This is a genomic window from Aquirufa sp. ROCK-SH2 (genome assembly GCF_054558315.1).
This window is the reverse complement of record NZ_JBPXKB010000003.1, coordinates 58,169-78,723: the sequence shown is the minus strand read 5'-3', so window position 1 is coordinate 78,723 and position 20,555 is coordinate 58,169. Positions and strand designations below refer to the sequence as shown.

The following is a 20,555-nucleotide window of genomic DNA, read 5'->3' as shown; positions in this document are numbered from 1 at the left end:
TTCATTTTTTGGCATTCTTGCCTATCAAAAATTACCGTTAAATAAATAATAGAAAAAAATTTAGATTAATTTTCAAAAAGTTGCAAAAACACAAGTTTCGGTTTTGAAAAAAGTCAAATATTTGCAAACAGGTTTTGAAAAAATGTAAAATACCTAACCACAAAAATAAAAATCACTCTTTAAATTTATAATCTAAATTTAAAAATTGAAGTAAAATCTTGGTGAACTTAGTGTTCAAATTTAAACACCAAGACACAACGATCTCTCCATTCTATCATCAATTTTCACAATTCATTTTTCAAAAACCTTCCCGTATGGCTTGCTTTGATTTTAGCGATTTCCTCAGGAGTGCCTGAACCAATCAAAGTACCTCCCGCATTTCCGCCTTCTGGACCCATGTCTATGACGTAATCAGACACTTTGATCACATCTAAATTATGTTCAATGATTAAAACCGTGTTGCCTTTATCCACCAATTTTTGCAAAACATCCAACAACAATTTAACATCCTGAAAATGCAAACCCGTCGTTGGCTCATCCAATACATACAAGGTATTGCCAGTATCTTTTTTCGATAACTCCTCCGCTAATTTTACACGCTGTGCTTCTCCCCCCGATAAGGTTGTAGCATGCTGGCCTAAAGTAATGTAACCTAATCCCACTTCAGATAAAGTCTTAACTCTACGATATATTCTTGGTTGATGCTCAAAAAATTCCAAAGCCTGCTCCACCGTCATATCCAACACATCAGAAATCGATTTCCCTTTGAATCGAACTTCCAAGGTTTCTCGATTAAATCGCTTGCCTTTACACGTTTCACATTCCACCAACACATCTGGCAAAAACTCCATTTCAATTTTCTTCATCCCCGCTCCTTCACAGGTCTCACATCTTCCACCCTTTACATTGAAACTAAAACGACCTGCCTTATAACCTCTAATTTTAGATTCAGGAAGTTCACAATACAATGTCCTTATGTCACTATACATATTCGTATAGGTAGCAGGGTTAGATCTTGGAGTACGGCCAATGGGCGATTGATCCACTTCAATGATTTTATCAATAAATTCCAATCCTTCTATGGATTTGAATGGCATTGCATCTCGTTTCGTCCGATCAAAATGTTGTTTCAATTTCAATACCAACGTATCATGAATCAAACTCGACTTACCAGAACCTGAAACTCCAGTTACAGAAATCAATTGTCCCAATGGAATTTTCACGGTGACATTTTTCAAATTATTTCCTCTGGCACCAATTAATTTTATTTCTTTTCCATTGCCCTTTCTTCTTTTTTCTGGAATAGCAATTTCCCATTTTCCATTCAAATAATTCGCCGTTGGAGTTGCTAACTTCAAAAATTCAGCAGGAGATCCTTGCCCAACAATATGCCCACCATGTCGCCCAGCGCCTGGACCAATGTCCAAAATAAAATCAGACTCCAGCATCATATCTTTATCGTGCTCCACCACCAATACCGAATTGCCCAAATCGCGCAAATCTTTCAATGCCTGAATCAACTTTTCATTGTCTCTTTGGTGTAGGCCAATACTCGGTTCATCCATGATATAAAGTACACCAACCAATTGCGTTCCAATTTGAGTCGCCAAGCGGATACGTTGAGATTCGCCCCCCGAAAGCGTCTTCATCGGACGATCCAAGGTCAAATAACTTAATCCAATTTGCGTCAAAAAACCAATCCGTTTACGAATCTCTTTTAAGACTTCATGCGCAATTTGATTTTGACGATCTGATATTCTTTCTTCCAAATTAGCAAACCAATTTTCCAAATCTGAAATATCCATTTGGGCTAATTCCCCAATGTGTTTACCATCTATTTTAAAGTGTAATGACTCCTTTTTTAAGCGATAACCGTCGCATTCTGGACAAGTTTTGATCACCAAAAAATCCCTTAACCAATCTTGTGTTTTTTCTGATCCATTTTCTTGCTGCTTTTTCAAGAAATAGATAATTCCTTCATATTTGGTGGTCCATTCGGTACCCACATATTTCTTAGATGGAACAGGCACTACTTCATCCGTACCATAAAGCATAATTTCAATGGCCTCCTCAGGAAATTTTTCAATCGGTGTGGAAAGACCTACTTTGAAAGGCTTTAACAGAACTTCCAATTGCTTAAAAATCCAAAGTTCACGATACTCTCCAATCGGCGCAATGGCTCCTCGAATAATGCTCAATTTTGGATCCGGAATAACAGATTCTCTCGTAATTTCTTCAATAACGCCTAAACCATTGCAACAAGGACATGCTCCATAGGGACTATTAAACGAGAACGAGTTGGGAGCAGGTTCATCGTAGGATAAGCCTGTTTCTGGATCCATTAACGTTTTTGAGAAATAATGTAATTTTTGTTTTTCATCCAAAACATAAACCAAGCCTTTCCCCAAATTCATGGCTGTTTGCAAACTTTGAGATAGCCTTAACCTTTCCTCCTCATTCACGACTAAACGGTCGACAACAACCTCAATGTCGTGTACCTTAAATCGATCCACTTGCATTTTAGCCTCCAAATCAACAATTTCTCCATCAATTCGAACTTTGGTAAAACCCCATTTGGCAATTTGAACGAAAAGTTCTCTGTAATGTCCTTTACGCCCTTTGACCACAGGTGCTAATAATACGGCCTTCGTTCCTAAAAACTGTTGAAAAAGCGTACTGATAATTTGATCAACCGATTGCTTGACCATTTTCTGACCACTCAAATAACTAAAGGCTTCGGATCCTCTGGCATAAAGTAAACGCAAGAAATCGTAAATTTCGGTAGTCGTACCAACGGTGGAACGTGGATTTTTGGAAGTTGTTTTTTGTTCAATGGATATAACAGGCGAAAGCCCTTCTATTTTATCCACATCCGGACGTTCCATGTTACCCAAAAAGCTTCTTGCATAGGCTGAAAAGCTTTCCATGTACCTTCTTTGACCCTCTGCATAAATGGTATCAAAAGCTAAACTTGACTTTCCAGAACCTGAAATACCCGTCACTACCACCAGTTGATTTCTAGGTATTTTAACATCAATGTTTTTCAAATTATGCTCTCTTGCACCAAAAACCTCAATGTGTGAAAACCCTGTTAAATCCTTAGCTTCTTGCATGTATCGAATCAAAATTAATCGTCAAAGGTACAAAAAAAGAGGCTGCCCTTGGGAGGCAGCCTCAATAAAAAATGAGAAATTATTATTTGTTCAATAATTCATCAAAAGTTAAACTTACATAGTAAATACTACCAACGATTGGGTTAGCCCAGCTAGTAGTATATGCAGAACCTAATAAGTTAGATCCTCCAATTTTAAGGATGGATTTCAAACCTGATAATTTTTTGCTAACCTGAGCATCCACTGTGTGGAAAGCAGGAATCAAAGCTTGTTGTCCTAAACTTACTGCTTGAGAAACGATGCTTGAGTTCCAAACAAATTGATCTTGGTATCTCCATGTAACATTTACTCCCCAGCCCGAAGCTGCAATATTTCTGTTTCCTAATGAAACGTTGGTACGATAAGATGGAGTATTGAATGCGATTTGAGCATCCGTTGCACCACCATTATCTTTCACCGCATTATAAGAAACGTTTGAACCTAACACCCAATTAGATCCTAATTGATAATCTAATCCTAATGCCCAACCATTGGTTACAACAGTATTATCTGAATTAGATGGGAAAGAGAAAACTTTGTTACCAATGACAGAAGCATCCTTATGTTGATCTGGAGTTTGAACTACTACTGTTCCTCTTGAGAAATTAGTAAAATTAGATTGATACCAATAGAAATCCGCTAATAAGCGATCTCCTAAGAAACCTTTGTAACCCACTTCATACGTTTGAACTTGCTCAGGCTTCCAAGTTTTCGCTTGATATAATTCAGGTTTTCCAATTGCTAAAGATTCTCTAGTATATGAATTTCCTGATAATTTGTAACGATTTTGAATAATATCCAAACCTCCTAATAAACGAGCAGAAGGAGTGTTCAAGTCAATGTATTGATCTTGTGTAGTAGGAATACGGAAACCAGTTTGGTAAGAAGCTCTGAAGTTAGAACGTCCTTCGGTATAAACTCCAGAAAAACGTGGACTAAATACTCCATCAAAATTCTCATTTTTATCATAACGAATAGAACCCGTTAACTTCAACTTATCCGCTAATACTTTTTTACCTAATTGAGTATAAGCACCGTATTCGTTGATCGTAAATTCTTTCCCAGCGTTATCTAAAGCAAATAAAGTACCTTCTGAATTCAAGGCATATTGACGATAGTTCGCACCAACAATCATTTCTAGTTTGTTATTCAACTTTTCAGTCAAATTATACATACCTTCTAAATGATACAAAGCTGATTTATCTGTAAACTTAGCTCCCTTAGGAATAGCCGATTGCTTAATTTGTTCCACAGCTGTATTAAATGCAGCAGTTCCAGGAATCAAACGATTCGCATCTGCTAAAGCACGTGCTGTTCCATGGTAATATGGAAAACTAGCTTGCGTACTTGCAACAGCTGTACCCACTGCTACTGCTGGAGATTTTCCAGACATCAAAGCAGTTTGTAATTGCGTTCCAAAATTTGTCAATGCTAATTGAGCAAAAGTTCCAAAATATTGCGGATACCAAGTAGTACTTGGTTTTGCAACTTCATTAACAATTGCACCTAACGTACCCATGGCATAGGCATCACCTGAATTTTCTTGAGTAGTGTATCCTCTCAAGAAGAAATTTGCTCCTTTTAACTCCGCTTTGTATTGACCCATGCTGAAGTTTTTGATCGCATAACGATCTATACCCGTGTAAACCGTAGTACCTTGTCCATATGAACCTTGTAAAATCAATTCCACTTTGTCATTAAAACGATAATGTAAAGCTGCATTGAATTTCATGTTACGGTTTGCATAACTGGCTAAATCAACTTCTTTATAACCTTCTCTTGAAATTGTTGTATTTGGAATGATATAATTCAAGATTGCAGTTGGGGTTAACAAACCACCTGTTGCCGCTGAAATTTGATTAATTCCTGCTGTCAATGGATTTGTTGGATCTTTCAAAACAGGAGTTAATGAACTTAAAATATTCGCATTTGTGTCATCTCCGTATATGTTCACACCATTGTATCCTAAATTAGAAACTCTATCTCCTGAACTTAAAGAGGAACCGTTCAATAAACTTTGATCACGATAATCGGTTGCTTGCCAATCATCCGCATTTAACATATTAAAATTAATTTTATATGCCCACTTATTATTGAAAGCTTTAGCATAACGCAAAGAAATATCTCCATAAGGAGTAGTAGTTGTAGAACGATTTCCTGCATACATGGCTACAGCTTTCACCTGAGCACTTAAACCTTGGTACAAAAATGGGCTTTTTGAATTCATTAAAAGAATTCCATTCATTGCATTTGGACCATAAAGTGCAGAAGCTGCACCAGGAAGAATTTCAACTCCTTCTAAATCCAATTCAGAAATACCTACGATATTACCTACTGAGAAATTTAAACCTGGAGCTTGATTATCCATACCATCAATCATCTGAACCACACGAACGTTTCCATTGCTATTGAAACCACGCATACTGATGGTTGAAAAAGATACAGACTGAGTACTCATTTCTACACCTTTGATATTTCTCAATGCATCATAAAAGGATGCAGCAGGAGTCTCGCGAATTCCTCTAATATCTAATTTTTCAACAGAAACGGGTGATTGTAATACGCTTTCTTCTATACGACTAGCCGATACAACTACATCTTGTCCTAAAGTTGCTTGCTCTTTTAATTTAATAGCAAAATCTGTTTTAGCTCCTTTCACAACAATTTCTTGTCGCTCATAACCCACCATTGATACTGAAATAGTAAACGGTACAGGAGTAGAAGTTGTCAATGAGAAACTACCATTTGCATCCGTTATAGTTCCGATAACTTTTCCTTTCACGGCGATGCTGACACCAATTAATGCTTCATTTGAAGCTGAATCTGTCACTTTTCCACTTAATTTGGTCTGTGCAAAAACAGATAAACTAAGCATCATTAAAACGACAAAACTTGGTAGAATTTGAGTAAAGATTTTTTTCATAAAAGATTTTTTTTTGTGATTTAGTGAATGAATGCTTAAATCAAAGACAAATCTAAAAAATTAAATCCTTAACTCTTAAAGATTTATAGAAAAATTGCTAATTTTTTTACAAATAATACACTTTTATAAGTAAAAAAGAGAAGGATTAAAATGCATTGATCATCCAATTTGTCGATAAATGATTTCAAGCAACCTGGATTGTATCTCTTCATTTACAATATTTCTTAGTAGCTTTGGTTAATTTTTCAAGGCATGGAAAAAATCATTTCAAAATATACCCTACTCGTATTACTTTTCTGTTTGTGCAGCTGCTCAAAATTTGTCCCTGCTGTCTTAGATAAATCATGGAAAGAATCCCCAATTCCTTCTGAGGTTGATTATTCCCAATTAAAAAATTGGGCAGCATTACCTCAAATGAAAGATGCGGCAGATTTCGTGCCCAAAAAATCTCCTTACAAAGATCAACAGTCAGAGGCGAAAGCGGATGTATTTTTTATTTATCCAACTATTTTCACTTATCAACCCAAAAACGAATTCATTTGGAATGGATCAGTGGACGATACTTATTTGAATTCTTTGGTCGACAGTACAACAATTCTAAACCAAGCTACGGTTTTCAATGGATCTTGTAGGGTTTTTGCACCGAGATATAGACAAGCTCATTATTATGCTTTTTTAACACCCAATAAAGAAGATAAAGATGCTGCCTTAGATTTAGCCTATCAAGATGTAAAAAAAGCATTTGAATATTATTTAAAAAATGAAAATCAAGGACGTCCGATTGTTATTGCTGGCCATAGTCAAGGAACGATTCATGCAACTCGATTATTGAAAGAATTCTTTGATGAAAAAGCATTAAAAAAACAATTGGTCGTAGCTTATTTGATTGGAATTGCGACTCCAAAAGATATTTTCAAAGACATAAAACCTTGCGAATCATCTAATGATATAGGATGTTTTAATACATGGACAACATTTGCACAAGGATATTTTCCGCCTTGGCACAAAGGAGATGCGAACAATTTAGTCTCTACTAACCCCCTATCTTGGACCTTGGATGAAGAATTTAAATCAAAGGAATTAAATAAAGGTGGAGTGTCCTATGGCTTTAAATGGGTCGAACAAATGGCTGATGCCCAAAACCATTCAGGTTTACTTTGGATTAACAAACCATACGTATTTGGCAGAATGTTCATCTCCACTAAAAATTGGCATAGTGCCGATTATAATTTATTTTATTCTTCCATCCGCGAAAATGTGGATATAAGAATTCAACAATTCCTCTCGAATAAATAAGAATGAAAAATCAATATTTAATCATCATGGCAGGTGGGATTGGCACCCGATTTTGGCCAATCAGCAGAAGTAATCAACCTAAACAGTTCATTGACGTGCTTGGAGTTGGTAAAACCATGTTGCAACAAACGGCGGAAAGATTTGAGGGAATAGTACCCAATGAAAATATCTATGTAGTGACATCTGCTGAATTTGCTGATTTAGTACATCAGCAATTACCATTTTTAAGTGATGATCAAATTTTAAAAGAGCCACAAAGAAGAAATACCGCACCGTGCATCGCTTATGCAGCTTATAAAATTGCGAAGAAAAACAAAAAAGCGAAGTTAATCGTAGCGCCTTCTGACCACGTAATTTTGAAAGAAGAAGCATTCAAAGAAAATATTAGAAAAGCACTTATCGCAGCTGATGAACCGATCTTGGTTACTTTGGGCATTTTACCCACAAGGCCAGACACAGGATACGGTTACATTCAATTTCATCCTGAAAACCAAGAAGCTAAGCGAGTAAAAACCTTCACCGAAAAGCCCAATTTAGAAATTGCACAAGCATTTTTAGATAGTGGTGATTACGTTTGGAATGCGGGTATTTTTGTATTTAGTTTTCAAACCTTCAAAAAGGAATTAGAAAAACATCTTTCTAGAATGGCCGAACAATTTGAAGAGGGTACCGCATTTTATTACACAGACCAAGAGGAAGATTTCATCAAAAAAGTGTACGGAGTATGTAAAAGTATTTCCATAGACACAGGAATCATGGAGAAATCCAGAGATGTGAAAGTCATTCTATCTGACATTGGTTGGTCTGATTTGGGGACTTGGAAATCACTTTATGAAATAAGCGATAAAAGCCATGAAGAAAATGTGATTGATGGTGAGGTCCTTCTTTACGACACCAAAAACTGTATCATTAAAACACCAAAGGATAAATTAGTTGTGGTGCAAGGATTGGAAAATTACATCGTGGCAGAATTTCATAATGTATTAATGATTTGTTCAAAAGAACAAGAACAACAAGTCAAACAGTTTGTGGAAGACGCAAGCAATTTGGAAGCAAAATTCAGTTAATTTACCTATACATGAATCCAATATTTTTAAAACGATTTTTAATAGTACTATACGCAGCAGGATTAATAGGCATGAATGTGGCTGAAACTAGCGCTACGTTTATTTCTTTGGTGCCACTTACGCTTTGGTTCACCGGATTTATTTGTATTTATTTCTTCCCAAAAACAGATTTCAAAAGCTATGCCATTTTAGCCTTAATCGCTATTTCTGCTTGGTTTTTAGAAGTAGTAGGCGTTTCAACTGGTAAAATTTTTGGATCTTACCAGTATGGTAACACTTTAGGTTTTAAGATCAAAGATGTGCCTTTGACCATTGGTATCAATTGGCTGATTTTGGTCATTGCAACGAATGCCGTGGTAGAAGAATGGGGCATCGGTGGTAAAATTGGAAAAGCAGCTTTGGGTGCAGGATTAATGACAGCCCTCGACTTAATCATTGAACCAGTCGCAATCCACTTCGACTTTTGGCATTGGCAAAATGAACAAGTTCCAATTCAAAATTTTGGAGCTTGGTGGTTAGCCTCTTTCTTTTTTCATTGGATTTACATTTCTGAAAATCTTGGTTCAAAATCCAGCCTATTCCGATTGATTGCTTTATTACAATTTATGTTTTTCCTCGGACATTGGGCAATGAATTGAGGTAAGAGGTAAGAGGTAAGAGGTAAGAGGTAAGAGGTAAGAGGTAAAAGGTAATAGGTAAGAGGTAAGAGTTTTATCTTTTTACATTTTTAATTCTAAATTCTTAATTCTACATTTTTAATTCCTCTTACCTTTTACCTTTTACCTCTTACCTCTTACCTTTTACCTTTTACTTTTCTCTTTCCTTTTTTCAAAACAATTTCAAGTTAATGGAGTTTAAAATTTAATAACAAATTCCATGAACCAATACTCCATAAAAGATCTTGAAAACCTAAGCGGAATCAAAGCACATACTTTGAGAATCTGGGAGCAAAGATATGGAATATTAAATCCTCTTAGATCAGATACAAACATCCGTTCTTATGGAGATAAGGATTTGAAATTTGTCCTAAATATTGCATTACTACAGGATAAAGGCAATTTCAAAATTTCTGAAATCGCGAAAATGTGTGAGGAAGAAATTTCAAAACAAATTTTACTCCTCTCCGAAAGTAAATTAGATTATCCAGATCAAATACAAGCCTTGACAGTTGCGATGTTGGATTTGGATGAAAAAAGATTTCAGCTCCTAACTGAAAACATTGTTAAAAAAATTGGCTTTGAAAGCTATGTTCTGCATATTATCTATCCGTTTCTTGGTCGATTAGGTACATTATGGCTATCTGGTTCAGTTGGGCCAGCACAAGAACATTTCATTACCCACTTGATACGCCAAAAACTCATCGCGGCCATTGATCAACAAGAATTAAAATTAAAGCCAAACGCGAAAAAGTTTATCCTCTATTTACCTGAAGGTGAATTGCATGAATTAGGCCTTCTTTTTGCCAATTATATTTTGAGAGCGCGCAATCATTCAGTTATTTATTTAGGACAATCGCTACCGTTTGAAGAACTCGTTTTCGCTAATCAAATACATCAACCCGATTATATCTGTAGCGTATTTACAACCGAACCCTCTGCCTCAGAAATAGATGATTATGTTCAAGAATTGGCAAAAAAAATGCCGGAACCTCGTTTCATTTTAAGTGGATTTTTATTAACCCAAGACAATCGAAGTGAACATTTTCCCAAAAACATTCAAGTGTTAAAAAATTTCCAAGAGTTAATTACCATTGCGGAATCCATTTAATAAAAGATAATCTCGTCCATTCTTAACTTAGCGGGCTTTCCCGCTTGATCGAAAGGTTCCTTTTTGTCATTATTAATTAAATATTTAGGCAATGATTTAACTATTGTGGCTTTTAATTTAATTTTGGAATAATTTCCTGGGATTACATCTATATTTATGGCTTTATTGGAGAAACCCTTTCGTTCCGTTGGTTGCTCAAAACGAAACTTTCCAATACTTTTCCAAGTATTTTGAACTAGACCCAACACCTCCACATCTTTAGGAGGAAAAACACCCTCATCCGTTTTCTCTAAATAAGAAAAAGTAAGTCCTTTGATATTGTTTTTGCGTGCAAACATAAAATCGGCTTCAAAATCGGTTCCATTAAATCCCAACCAGGTATGATTAGGAACACCTTTGGTATACCTTGCCCCCGAAACAAAATTTTTCAAGGTATAAGAACCTTGGGCCTTGTATTTTGGCTCAGGTTCTGAAAATAAAATCACAGAATCCGGAATAAAATTGGATTTAAAAACTTTCAATTCCAGCACTTTACTTGCTAACCATCCTTCTTTGGTAGCTAATATCTTCACCTTTGCAAATTTTTGAATGGGAATCGGACCGCGCGTAATTAAATTACCTAAGGAATCTGGCGTTGAATCATTCAAGGTATAATGAAAATCAACTCCTTTCAAGGTGTGTTTAAAAAGTACATTTTCATGAGGCTTTAAAATTAAATTCTCATTGACCAAAATGGGTGGATTAATGTACAATTTTTCATCTTTGGGAACATAACCTTGCTCAATTTTCAATGTGGGAAATGCCTTAGTTAAAGATTGAATTTGAGAAGTATTTATGTCTGTATTCCAAATAAAAACTTCTTTCAAGGCAGGTATCTTTCTCAATAAAAGAGCTAATTCAGCATATTGAATGTTCGTGCCAGCCAATGATAAAGAGTTTAATTTTTGACAAGCTTCTAAATTAGAAAGTCCCTTACTTGTGATTTCGGTAAAGTTTAAATTTAATTTCTCTAATTGAGTCATTTGAGCAATCAACTTCAAATCAGCATCTTTAATTGGCATTTTAGAAATATTCAAAGCAACCAATTGAGCAGCTACTTTATTCAAGTTTTCCAATGTTTTAATGTCGAACTTTTTAGCCACAAAAAACTCTGCTTCCAAAGCGGGAGATTGACTTGAAATAGGCCTAACAGAACAAAAAGGAGTATTTACATCTGCTATTTCCGATTCAGATGCTGCCGAAAAATCATAGATTTTTCCTTTGGTATCCACTTCTTCCTGATGGGTACTATTTTGACTGATCCATTTGGCAAAGCCCAAATTTGAAGGATAATCTTGGATTTTTTTTTCTAGAGAAGCACCAGATTTAACCCATAATCGAAGTAAAATAATTTCCTCAGGCGTCAATTGCTCTTTTCCTTTGGGAGGCATGTGTTCTTTTGCGTCTAAAGGAAGTTCAATACGTTTGGTTAATAGACTTTGAAGTACATCCCCAGCTTTCCATAAAGATCCGTGCTTCCCTCCTTTCAACATTTTTTCTACGGAACTCATGTTTAATTGACCTTTGGTCTTTTGGTCATTGTGGCAAGATTCGCACTTTTTCTTTAAAATGGGTTGTATCAAATCATGAAAGACCAAAGATTCTTGAGTAATGTTGTTTTGCTCTTGTGTTGTTGGAAATAAAAACGCTTCCCCATGCGTTAAATTAGCCCCTCCGTGACCTGCTAGAACGAGTAAAATTATTCCACCCAAACTAACTAACAATGTTTTCAAATACCCCCTAATCAAATCTTTTTCAAACAAGAAAAGGGCAATTACATAATAAAAATTGACCACAATGCCTGCCCATTGATGGTAGGTGATTAATGTCGTATCATAGCCCGATTCCAAGGAAAGAAATAAACCAAATAAGGCTGTAAGTGCAGTTAATAGACTAGTGAAATATAGAACAAAACGGAATATTCGATAGAAATCGGTGGAGAGAATTTGCCCTTTGATTAAAAACATCAAAGCAAGTAAAAAGCCCAATCCAATAGGTAAATGTAAAATCAGTGGATGTAATCTACCCAAAACCAGAAAAGGTAAGACTAACTGATCTTGAAAAATCAAAGCAAAAACCAAAAGCACCTGCAAAAAGAGGATTATATTCAGTAAGATGTCATACAGTTTTGATTTCATCCTTTATGCGATTAGTCCTGGTAATACTTTCCCTGCTATATCGGTCAATCGATACCTTCTACCCAAATGTTTGTAGGTTAATTGTTCATGGTTAATGCCCATTAAATGTTGGATGGTCGCATGAAAATCATGAATATGCACAGGGTCTTTTACTACATTGTAGCCAAATTCATCTGTTTCTCCATACACTGATCCAGCTTTTACTCCACCACCAGCCATGAAAATACTGTAGGCTCTAGGGTGATGATCTCTACCATAATTATCTTTGGTAAAGGCTCCCTGACAATAATTTGTTCGACCAAATTCACCTCCCCAAATAACCAATGTTTCATCCAATAAGCCTCTTTGTTTCAAATCGGTTATTAATGCTGCAGAAGATCGATCTACATCCTGAGCTTGCATAGCCATTTCTTTCGGTAAATTCCCATGTGAATCCCAGCCTTGGTGATATAACTGCACAAAACGAACACCGGATTCTGATAATTTTCTAGCCAATAAGGCATTGGCAGCATAGGTTCCTGGAACCAAACAATCTGGACCGTACATCTTTATAATATGATCTGGTTCTTTAGACAAATCGGTTAACTCTGGAACAGCCGTTTGCATGCGATAAGCCATTTCATATTGTTGAATTTTGGCTTGAACCTCAGGATCTCCATTTTCCTCAAATCCTAAACTATTCAATTCAGCTAATTCGTCTAACATTCTTCTTCTAGAAGTTTTATCAATGCCATCCGAATCATTTAAGTACAAAATAGGATCCTCTGAACTACTAAAAACTACTCCTTGATGCGTAGAATCTAAAAAGCCATTGGTCCATAATTTAGAATAAACCCCTTGCCCGTTTCCTCTGCCTCTCGACAAAAGGACACAAAACGCGGGTAAATTTTTATTTTCACTTCCCAATCCATAAGACATCCATGCCCCCATACTTGGCCTATTGCCTACTTGGGCACCTGTTTGCAAAAAAGTCAAGGCAGGATCATGATTAATCGCATCCGTATTCATGGTCCGAATCACACAAATATCATCTGCAATGGCACCAATATTTGGGAAAATATCAGAAATCCATGTCCCCGATTTGCCATATTGCTTAAATCCGTAAAAAGAACCAATCAAGGGAAACTTATCTTGATTAGCCGTCATACCTGTTAACCGTTGGTTACCTCGAATCGATTCGGGTAATTCTTCTCCACTTCTTTGGACCAAAGTTGGCTTATAATCAAAAGATTCATATTGAGATGGAGCTCCGTTTTGGCATAAATAAATAATCCGCTTTGCTTTAGGAGCAAATTGCGCGACCCCTAAAGGTAATGAGGAGGAACTCTCTTCGCCTTTCCAAATTTCAGGAACCAACAAGGAGCCTAAGGCAAGACCTCCAATTCCAGCAACTGCTTTACCAAAAAAATGCCTCCTGGTAATGTTCAATTGATTTTTCAAAAATTCATTTTCTCTCATGCTCATTATACTCGGATTAAAGCCTCTTCCATGTTATAAATCAGCTGAATGGTTTGCATCAAAGCGGCCGTAAACGATTTTGCTGCACTTGCTTCTTTTTTATATTCTCCAATTCCCAATAATTTGTCCGCTTTCTTAGGATTAGCCTCAAAGCTTTGTTTCTCTTTATCAAAATACCTCTGAAGAATTTCAAGCTCTTTTTTCTGAGGTTTCCGACAAATAATTTTTCTGAATGCCAAAGTCAACAATTGATCTTGACTCAACTTTTGATGAGATAAAGCACTTGCCAATACCCTTGAACTTTCCATCACACTGGGATCATTCATCATCACCAAAGCCTGTAAAGGTGTATTTGTCCGTCCCCTCTGTACTTCACATTGATCTCGATTACTTGCATCAAAAATCAACATAGAAGGTGGAGGAACGGTTCTTTTAATAAATACATACATTCCTCTTCGATACAAATCTTGGTTATGATCTTGAATATAATTCATCAAAGATCCCCGACCCGAAGAGGCAATTTCCCAAATACCTTTTGGCTGATAAGGTTTGATGCTCGGCCCTCCTATTTCTCCGTTTAAAATATTAGCTGAACCCAAGACTAAATCGCGCACATTTTCTGCAGGAACCCTCATCCGAGTACTATGAGACAAATAAATATTTTCAGGATCTTTGGCTAAGGCCTCTTTAGAAATGATGGAAGATTGCCGATAGGTGGCCGAAGTTACTATTTGCTTAACTAATCGCTTAATATTCCAATGATGCGCTTTAAAATCCACAGCTAACCAGTCTAAGAGTTGAGGATGCGTAGGTAACTCTCCTTGCATACCAAAATCCCCTAAGGTTTTTACTATTCCCCTACCAAAAAATTGAGCCCACATACGGTTCACAAAAACCCGAGAAGTCAATGGATTTCGATCATCCAAAAGCCAATTGGCCAAACCTAATCGATTGGTTCCATATTTAACTGGCGAATAGGGCAAAATACTTTTAGGAACACCAATAGCGACTTCAGTCCCAGGCATATCATAATTTCCACGACTCAACACAAAGGTTTTTCGTTTTATTGAATCATCTTTCATCACCATCACATCAACCGCTGAGGTATCTTTTTTATTGATGAATTTCAATATTTTCTTTACATCCTTGCTTGTAATTTGCATGTTGGGTGGATCCGCAAAAGAGGCATCTATGGTTCCAAAAAGACCTTTCTCGGGTACTTGATTAAAAAATGCATAGGTACTGTAATAATCTTTTTGAGAAATAGGATCATATTTATGATCATGGCATTTGGAACATTCGAAAGTTAGGGCCAAAAAAGATTTCCCAAAGGTACTAGTCCGATCATTCACGTATTCAACTCGGTACTCCTCATCAATGACACCTCCTTCTTGGGTAATTTTATGATTTCGATTAAAGCCTGTAGCTAAAATCATTTCTTTGTTTGCGTGGGGAATTAAATCTCCAGCCAATTGCCATTTAACGAATTTGGCATAGGAATAATTGGCATTAAAAGCATGAATAACCCAATCGCGCCAAGGCCACATCGTCCTCAAACCATCATCTTGATAACCATGTGAATCGGCATAGCGAGCTACATCTAGCCAATTTAAAGCCATTTTTTCGCCAAAATGTTTATTGGCCAATAGCTCATCTACTACTTTTTCATAGGCATTTTCACTTTGATCCGCTAAAAATTTCTCTTGTTGTTCAATACTTGGAGGCAGACCAATTAAATCTAGATAAAGGCGTTTTAACAATTGCTCTTTTTCTGCTTCTTTACTGGGAGAAAGACCCTTTTCTTTCATTTTGGCATACACAAAATAATCAATTTCATTACGTGTCCAAGATTCATCCGATTTGGGCAAATCGGTTTTAACGGGCTGCATAAAAGACCAATGTGGCTTATAGATGGCACCTTGTTCAATCCATTTTTCAATCAAATCAATTTCATGTTGAGTCAAAGTCAGATTAGACTTAACAGGAGGCATTCTTAAAGAAGTATCCTTGGTAATTAAGCGCAAAAAAGCATCTGATTCATTGGGCTTTCCAGGAACAAGGGCATGAGCCTTTAAATTATCCTTAAATGCCGCATAAGCTCCCTCTGGTGTGTCTAATCGCAAATTCGCTTCCCTTTTCTTCGCATCAGGTCCATGGCATTTAAAACAACGATCGGACAAAATAGGTCGAATATGAAAATTATAATCCACTACCTCTGGAATAGCTTCATCTGAGGCACTCACAGCATTACAACTATAAAAAACATAGCAAAAAACAGCCAGAAAGGCAGTTAATAGCAAAGAATAAAAATATTTCATAAATAGGTTTAAAATCTTATTCAGATTCGAAGAATAAATATAATTATTTTTTAATTAAACCAGCCTATTTGGTGAAATATTAAATGCTGAACGAAACGAAAAAACCAATAAGTAGATATTAATTATCAATCAATTTACTTGTTGTAAAGTTATAATTCGAGAAATTTGAAAATATATCACGAAGCATTTTGTTTCCTATTAAAGAAACTAATATATTTGAAATAATTATAATGATCACTAATATTGAAATTGAACTATTAGAGCAGGTTGACATTTTTTTAGAGAATATTGATCCAAAAGCTCGAGAAAAAATCATCTATAATCTTTGGAAATTCAAACTTCAAAAAGATCGAAAACTTTTCAAAAAACTTACCCATGAAATTTGGGAATTTAGAACAAAATTTGCTGAAAATGAATATAGATTGTTGGCGTTTTGGAAAAAAGAAAAAGGATTAACAACAATCATTATTGCTACCAATGGTTTTGTAAAGAAAAGTCAAAAGACACCTAAAACCGAAATTGAAAAGGCAATGAATATTAGACAATATTATTTAAATAAATAACAATGAAAAGCTATACTCTTGATGAAATAACGGATAAATATATTGGTAAAATTGGAACCTCCAATAGAACTATTTTTGAAGACGAATTAAAATTAGATTCGATCGCACAAGAAATTAAGAATATTAGAAAAAAGCGAAAATTGACACAAGATCAGTTGGGGATTTTAGTGGGAGTAAAAAAAGCGCAAATTTCAAAAATAGAAAATAATTTAACCGATGCCCGATTTGATACCATTTTACGTGTCTTAAAAGCATTAAATGCTGAAATTATGGTAAGAATTACTTATTAAATTTCCTTATTTCTTTCCATGTAATTTTCTTATTTCTTTCCATGGACTAAAGTCCATGGCTACAATCTAAAAACATCCCTCCGGGATTATTTCTCTTTTCTATCTTCTCTTACCTATTACCTTTTACCTCTTACCTTTTACCTCTTACCTCTTACCTCTCTACCACCCCTCTGGCTTCGTTAAAACATATCCATCTTCTTTCCTAATTTCTTTAGGTAACTGAGCGTCCAATAATTTTTTTCGGCCAATGACTAAACTACTTCTGGCAACATCTTCGATGGAATTATTATTTCGTTGAGGTGGGAAAAACACAACGACAGATTTTTCACCAAATGTTTTATTGACAAATTGAATCGCTGGAGTCAAGTCGCTATCGCCCGTAATCACAATTGCCACATCATATTGATCTTGAAAAGCATCTGCCAAAATTTGAGTAGCCATGTTCACATCGGTCATTTTTTCATTCGGCACAATCCAATTATTTCCACATTTCCGACAATCCATGAATTTAGCTTGGTAAACCCCATAAAATATTTTCACACCTCTGACTTCGAGGGCTTCTAAATAGGTATTTTGTCGTTTTTGTTTGGGGGGATTATGGGTAATTCGACTGGTAAAAAATTTCACATCGACCAGCTCTTGATTAGAGTTCAAAAAGCTTTGAATTAATTTATGAACATCTAGCCATTTGCAATAAGCATATCCAGCATCTACCATTCCAAAATACAAATTGGCGGCATCAATGTAAGCGATCACACGATTCTTTTTATGCTCCATGCTTGGAAAAAGTGAAGGTTACGTTTATCTTTGGAAGCAAACTTCCCCAAAGATAGCATCTTTGGGCTGATGCCCCACCAAAAGTGGGGCATTTACTTTTTGGTATAACTAATTAATAATGCTTTAGTGACCTTTGTGTGGATCATGTCCGAAATCTGTGGGATAAATATTTTAAGAAATTAAGTTTGAGATAGGATTTTTTTTTAAACATTAAGGAATTAAGAATCATTAATGTTAAAAAAAGGATATGATGGAATCAAAAGGATGCGAACATTGAGACTAATAATAATATCATAAAATTCTAAATTATTTCTCAGCTCCACAACTATTGAACATGAACCCCTTGTGTTAGAGTAAAAAATTATAAAATAAAAAAAGCCCTAGCTTACGCTAAGGCTTTTGGGGTGGAAGATGGGGCTCGAACCCACGACCCTCGGAACCACAAACCGATGCTCTAACCAACTGAGCTACAACCACCATTTGGGATTGCAAAAATACACAAAAGGTGTTAGTAAGCAAACCCAATTCAAGAAAAAATGAATTTTCTTGCTTATTTTTTTTATGCTTGCGCCTCTAAATAACGCTTCTCCGCTGCATTCCAGTCAATTACATTCCAAAATGAATCTACATAGTCAGGACGCTTGTTTTGAAATTTCAAATAATACGCATGCTCCCAAACATCTAAGCCAATAACTGGAAATCCTTTTACATCTGCTACGTCCATCAATGGATTATCTTGATTAGGAGTAGATGATACTGCAATCGACCCGTCTTTTTGAGCAACTATCCATGCCCAACCTGATCCAAAACGAGTTAAAGCTGCTTTCTTGAATTCCTCTTTGAAAGCATCAAAGCTACCAAATTTCGCGTCAATCGCCTTTGCTAAGGTTCCTACAGGTTGGCCACCACCATTTGGCGATAAAATATTCCAAAATAAATGGTGATTGTAATGTCCACCTCCATTGTTACGTACAGCTGGAGCCAAAGTAGAAATATTCACAAATAATTCCTCTAAAGTTTTTCCTTCCAATGCGGTGCCAGTAACAGCTGCATTCAAGTTAGTAACATAAGCATTATGATGACGATCATGGTGGATTTCCATGGTCAATGCGTCAAAATGAGGCTCTAATGCATTATTTGCATAAGGTAAGGGTGCTAATTCAAAAGCCATAATTTTAAATATTTAAAAAGTACATTCTAAAAAACTATTAACAAGAACATTTTGTTCCAAAATTATCTTCTCATTGAAAAAAAATCTTTCAATAAACTCTCTGATTCCGCTGCCAAAACTCCACCCAATATTTCCGTCTTGGGATGTAATATTTTTGCTCCCAATTGCTGAAACCCTCTCTTTTCCTCGCTTGCTCCATAAACCAATCTCCCCAATTGAGACCAATAAATAGCTCCCGCACACATTAAACATGGCTCTAAAGTCACATACAAAGTACAGTCTTTCAAATACTTGGCTCCAATCGTTTGAGCAGCAGAAGTAATGGCAATCATTTCTGCATGTGCTGTTACATCGGTCAATATTTCCGTTTGGTTATAGGCTTTGGCGATAATTTTTCCTTGACAAACTACCACTGCCCCTACGGGAATCTCTTCTTCCTCCAAGGCTCTTTCAGCTTGTTTCAACGCCAAACCCATGTAATAGGCATCTTCATCAAAAATCATAAGGCAGATGCTTGAATCAGTTTATTGCGCAAATAAAAATCTAAGATTACGATAGCTGCCATCGCCTCTACAATAGGTACTGCCCTCGGAACTACACAAGGATCGTGCCTTCCTTTACCAGAAACAGTAATTTTCTCCCCTTTTTCATTTAAGCTATCTTGATCTTGCATGATGGTAGCAACAGGCTTGAATCCTACGCGAAAATAAATGGGCTCCCCATTGGAAATCCCACCTTGAATACCTCCAGAATGATTCGTCAAGGTCTTAATTTTACCAGTTTCCGCATCTTTTACAATGACATCATTGTGCTCAGAACCTCTCAACTCCACACCATCAAAACCACTTCCATACTCAAAACCTTTGACGGCATTGATACTCAACATAGCCTTGCCCAACTCTGCATGCAATTTATCGAAAACGGGCTCTCCAAGTCCAACTGGGCATCCTTCAATATAGGCTGAAACAACACCTCCAACAGAATCACCTTGCTTTCTTATCTCATCAATATAAGTAAACATTTCCTCAGCCAATTGAGCATCTGGACAACGAACAGCATTACTTTCTGTTAAAGATAAATCCAATTGCTCGACAGGAGTCGTCAATTTCAATTTTCCTACTTGCGATACGTAAGCCGAAATTTTAACACCTAATTGATTCAAAACCAATTTTGCCAAAGCTCCAGCTGCCACACGTGCAACTGTTTCGCGGGCAGAACTTCTTCCTCCTCCTCGATAATCCCTTAAACCATATTTGGCAAAATAAGTAAAATCAGCATGAGAAGGTCTAAATTGATCAGATATATGGGAATAATCTTTGGAACGTTGATCACCATTCCAAACCAACATTGCAATCGGTGTTCCTGTGGTTTTACCTTCAAAAACGCCTGACAAAACTTCTAAAGAATCTGCCTCTTTTCTTTGGGTAGTGATTCTTGATTGACCAGGCTTTCTACGATCTAATTCTGATTGGATAAAATCCAAATCGAAATCAATTCCTGAAGGACAACCTTGAACTACCACTCCTACAGCAGCTCCATGAGATTCACCAAAGGTGCTAATTTGAAATATCTTTCCGTATAAACTTCCCATTTTTT

15 protein-coding genes and 1 tRNA gene are annotated in these 20,555 nt (G+C 36.2%); 6 read left to right on the top strand and 10 right to left on the bottom strand.

The window, feature by feature from the left end:
- Positions 1-284 precede the first annotated feature (284 nt).
- Together uvrA and V7S79_RS07455 are read right to left on the bottom strand one after the other, a co-directional pair.
- A complete protein-coding gene (uvrA, locus tag V7S79_RS07460) occupies positions 285-3,113 on the bottom strand; it encodes an excinuclease ABC subunit UvrA (protein ID WP_459489946.1) in 2,829 nt (942 codons plus the stop codon).
- 82 nt (positions 3,114-3,195) lie between these two features.
- Positions 3,196-6,075 (bottom strand): TonB-dependent receptor, encoded by a 2,880-nt coding sequence (locus V7S79_RS07455; protein WP_459489945.1) that lies wholly within the window; start codon positions 6,073-6,075, stop codon positions 3,196-3,198.
- Positions 6,076-6,327: 252 nt separating this feature from the next.
- On the opposite strand from V7S79_RS07455, the gene V7S79_RS07450 reads away from it, so the two are divergent.
- The 4 genes from V7S79_RS07450 to V7S79_RS07435 all read left to right on the top strand — a co-directional run bounded on the left by V7S79_RS07450 (position 6,328) and on the right by V7S79_RS07435 (position 10,205).
- Positions 6,328-7,371, top strand: coding sequence for a DUF3089 domain-containing protein (locus V7S79_RS07450; RefSeq protein ID WP_459489944.1), 1,044 nt, complete (start codon positions 6,328-6,330; stop codon positions 7,369-7,371).
- A gap of 2 nt (positions 7,372-7,373) precedes the next feature.
- A complete protein-coding gene (locus V7S79_RS07445) occupies positions 7,374-8,438 on the top strand; it encodes a mannose-1-phosphate guanylyltransferase (RefSeq protein WP_459489943.1) in 1,065 nt (354 codons plus the stop codon).
- Between the two features lie 11 nt (positions 8,439-8,449).
- The gene (locus V7S79_RS07440; protein WP_459489942.1) at positions 8,450-9,076 is read left to right on the top strand and encodes a carotenoid biosynthesis protein; all 627 of its coding nucleotides are present in this window, start codon (positions 8,450-8,452) and stop codon (positions 9,074-9,076) included.
- Between the two features lie 238 nt (positions 9,077-9,314).
- Complete coding sequence (locus V7S79_RS07435) at positions 9,315-10,205, top strand: MerR family transcriptional regulator (RefSeq protein ID WP_459489941.1); 891 nt, start codon at positions 9,315-9,317, stop codon at positions 10,203-10,205.
- Here the strand turns inward: V7S79_RS07435 and V7S79_RS07430 are convergent.
- Genes V7S79_RS07430 through V7S79_RS07420 form a run of 3 tightly spaced genes read right to left on the bottom strand, consistent with a single transcriptional unit; the run spans position 10,202 to position 16,158 of the window.
- Positions 10,202-12,382 (bottom strand): c-type cytochrome domain-containing protein, encoded by a 2,181-nt coding sequence (locus tag V7S79_RS07430; RefSeq protein ID WP_459489940.1) that lies wholly within the window; start codon positions 12,380-12,382, stop codon positions 10,202-10,204. The genes V7S79_RS07435 and V7S79_RS07430 overlap by 4 nt on opposite strands.
- Positions 12,383-12,385: 3 nt before the next feature.
- A complete protein-coding gene (locus V7S79_RS07425) occupies positions 12,386-13,846 on the bottom strand; it encodes a DUF1501 domain-containing protein (protein ID WP_459489939.1) in 1,461 nt (486 codons plus the stop codon).
- The gene (locus V7S79_RS07420; RefSeq protein WP_459489938.1) at positions 13,846-16,158 is read right to left on the bottom strand and encodes a PSD1 and planctomycete cytochrome C domain-containing protein; all 2,313 of its coding nucleotides are present in this window, start codon (positions 16,156-16,158) and stop codon (positions 13,846-13,848) included. Before V7S79_RS07420 ends, V7S79_RS07425 begins: the two co-directional genes overlap by 1 nt.
- 230 nt (positions 16,159-16,388) lie before the next feature.
- On the opposite strand from V7S79_RS07420, the gene V7S79_RS07415 reads away from it, so the two are divergent.
- Positions 16,389-16,721, top strand: coding sequence for a type II toxin-antitoxin system RelE/ParE family toxin (locus V7S79_RS07415; protein ID WP_459489937.1), 333 nt, complete (start codon positions 16,389-16,391; stop codon positions 16,719-16,721).
- A 2-nt stretch (positions 16,722-16,723) separates the two neighbouring features.
- A complete protein-coding gene (locus tag V7S79_RS07410) occupies positions 16,724-17,011 on the top strand; it encodes a helix-turn-helix domain-containing protein (protein ID WP_459489936.1) in 288 nt (95 codons plus the stop codon).
- A gap of 159 nt (positions 17,012-17,170) precedes the next feature.
- On the opposite strand, the gene V7S79_RS07405 is transcribed toward V7S79_RS07410, so the two are convergent.
- The 5 genes from V7S79_RS07405 to aroC all read right to left on the bottom strand — a co-directional run bounded on the left by V7S79_RS07405 (position 17,171) and on the right by aroC (position 20,550).
- Positions 17,171-17,788, bottom strand: a complete 618-nt coding sequence (locus V7S79_RS07405) for an NYN domain-containing protein (protein ID WP_459489935.1) — start codon at positions 17,786-17,788, stop codon at positions 17,171-17,173.
- A gap of 400 nt (positions 17,789-18,188) precedes the next feature.
- Positions 18,189-18,265 (bottom strand) — tRNA-His (locus tag V7S79_RS07400).
- A gap of 82 nt (positions 18,266-18,347) precedes the next feature.
- Entirely contained in the window at positions 18,348-18,959 is a 612-nt protein-coding gene (locus V7S79_RS07395) for a superoxide dismutase (RefSeq protein WP_459489934.1), read from the bottom strand.
- A 62-nt stretch (positions 18,960-19,021) separates the two neighbouring features.
- Entirely contained in the window at positions 19,022-19,462 is a 441-nt protein-coding gene (locus V7S79_RS07390) for a nucleoside deaminase (RefSeq protein WP_459489933.1), read from the bottom strand.
- Positions 19,459-20,550 (bottom strand): chorismate synthase, encoded by a 1,092-nt coding sequence (gene aroC, locus V7S79_RS07385; RefSeq protein ID WP_459489932.1) that lies wholly within the window; start codon positions 20,548-20,550, stop codon positions 19,459-19,461. Before aroC ends, V7S79_RS07390 begins: the two co-directional genes overlap by 4 nt.
- Positions 20,551-20,555: the final 5 nt, after the last annotated feature.

Excerpts from the sequence above, each read along its gene's own strand:
- uvrA (WP_459489946.1), bottom strand. The coding sequence starts at position 3,113 with ATGCAAGAAGCTAAGGATTTAACAGGGTTTTCACACATTGAGGTTTTT.
- V7S79_RS07455 (WP_459489945.1), bottom strand. The coding sequence starts at position 6,075 with ATGAAAAAAATCTTTACTCAAATTCTACCAAGTTTTGTCGTTTTAATG.
- V7S79_RS07450 (WP_459489944.1), top strand. The coding sequence starts at position 6,328 with ATGGAAAAAATCATTTCAAAATATACCCTACTCGTATTACTTTTCTGT.
- V7S79_RS07445 (WP_459489943.1), top strand. The coding sequence starts at position 7,374 with ATGAAAAATCAATATTTAATCATCATGGCAGGTGGGATTGGCACCCGA.
- V7S79_RS07440 (WP_459489942.1), top strand. The coding sequence starts at position 8,450 with ATGAATCCAATATTTTTAAAACGATTTTTAATAGTACTATACGCAGCA.
- V7S79_RS07435 (WP_459489941.1), top strand. The coding sequence starts at position 9,315 with ATGAACCAATACTCCATAAAAGATCTTGAAAACCTAAGCGGAATCAAA.
- V7S79_RS07430 (WP_459489940.1), bottom strand. The coding sequence starts at position 12,382 with ATGAAATCAAAACTGTATGACATCTTACTGAATATAATCCTCTTTTTG.
- V7S79_RS07425 (WP_459489939.1), bottom strand. The coding sequence starts at position 13,846 with ATGAGCATGAGAGAAAATGAATTTTTGAAAAATCAATTGAACATTACC.
- V7S79_RS07420 (WP_459489938.1), bottom strand. The coding sequence starts at position 16,158 with ATGAAATATTTTTATTCTTTGCTATTAACTGCCTTTCTGGCTGTTTTT.
- V7S79_RS07415 (WP_459489937.1), top strand. The coding sequence starts at position 16,389 with ATGATCACTAATATTGAAATTGAACTATTAGAGCAGGTTGACATTTTT.
- V7S79_RS07410 (WP_459489936.1), top strand. The coding sequence starts at position 16,724 with ATGAAAAGCTATACTCTTGATGAAATAACGGATAAATATATTGGTAAA.
- V7S79_RS07405 (WP_459489935.1), bottom strand. The coding sequence starts at position 17,788 with ATGGAGCATAAAAAGAATCGTGTGATCGCTTACATTGATGCCGCCAAT.
- V7S79_RS07395 (WP_459489934.1), bottom strand. The coding sequence starts at position 18,959 with ATGGCTTTTGAATTAGCACCCTTACCTTATGCAAATAATGCATTAGAG.
- V7S79_RS07390 (WP_459489933.1), bottom strand. The coding sequence starts at position 19,462 with ATGATTTTTGATGAAGATGCCTATTACATGGGTTTGGCGTTGAAACAA.
- aroC (WP_459489932.1), bottom strand. The coding sequence starts at position 20,550 with ATGGGAAGTTTATACGGAAAGATATTTCAAATTAGCACCTTTGGTGAA.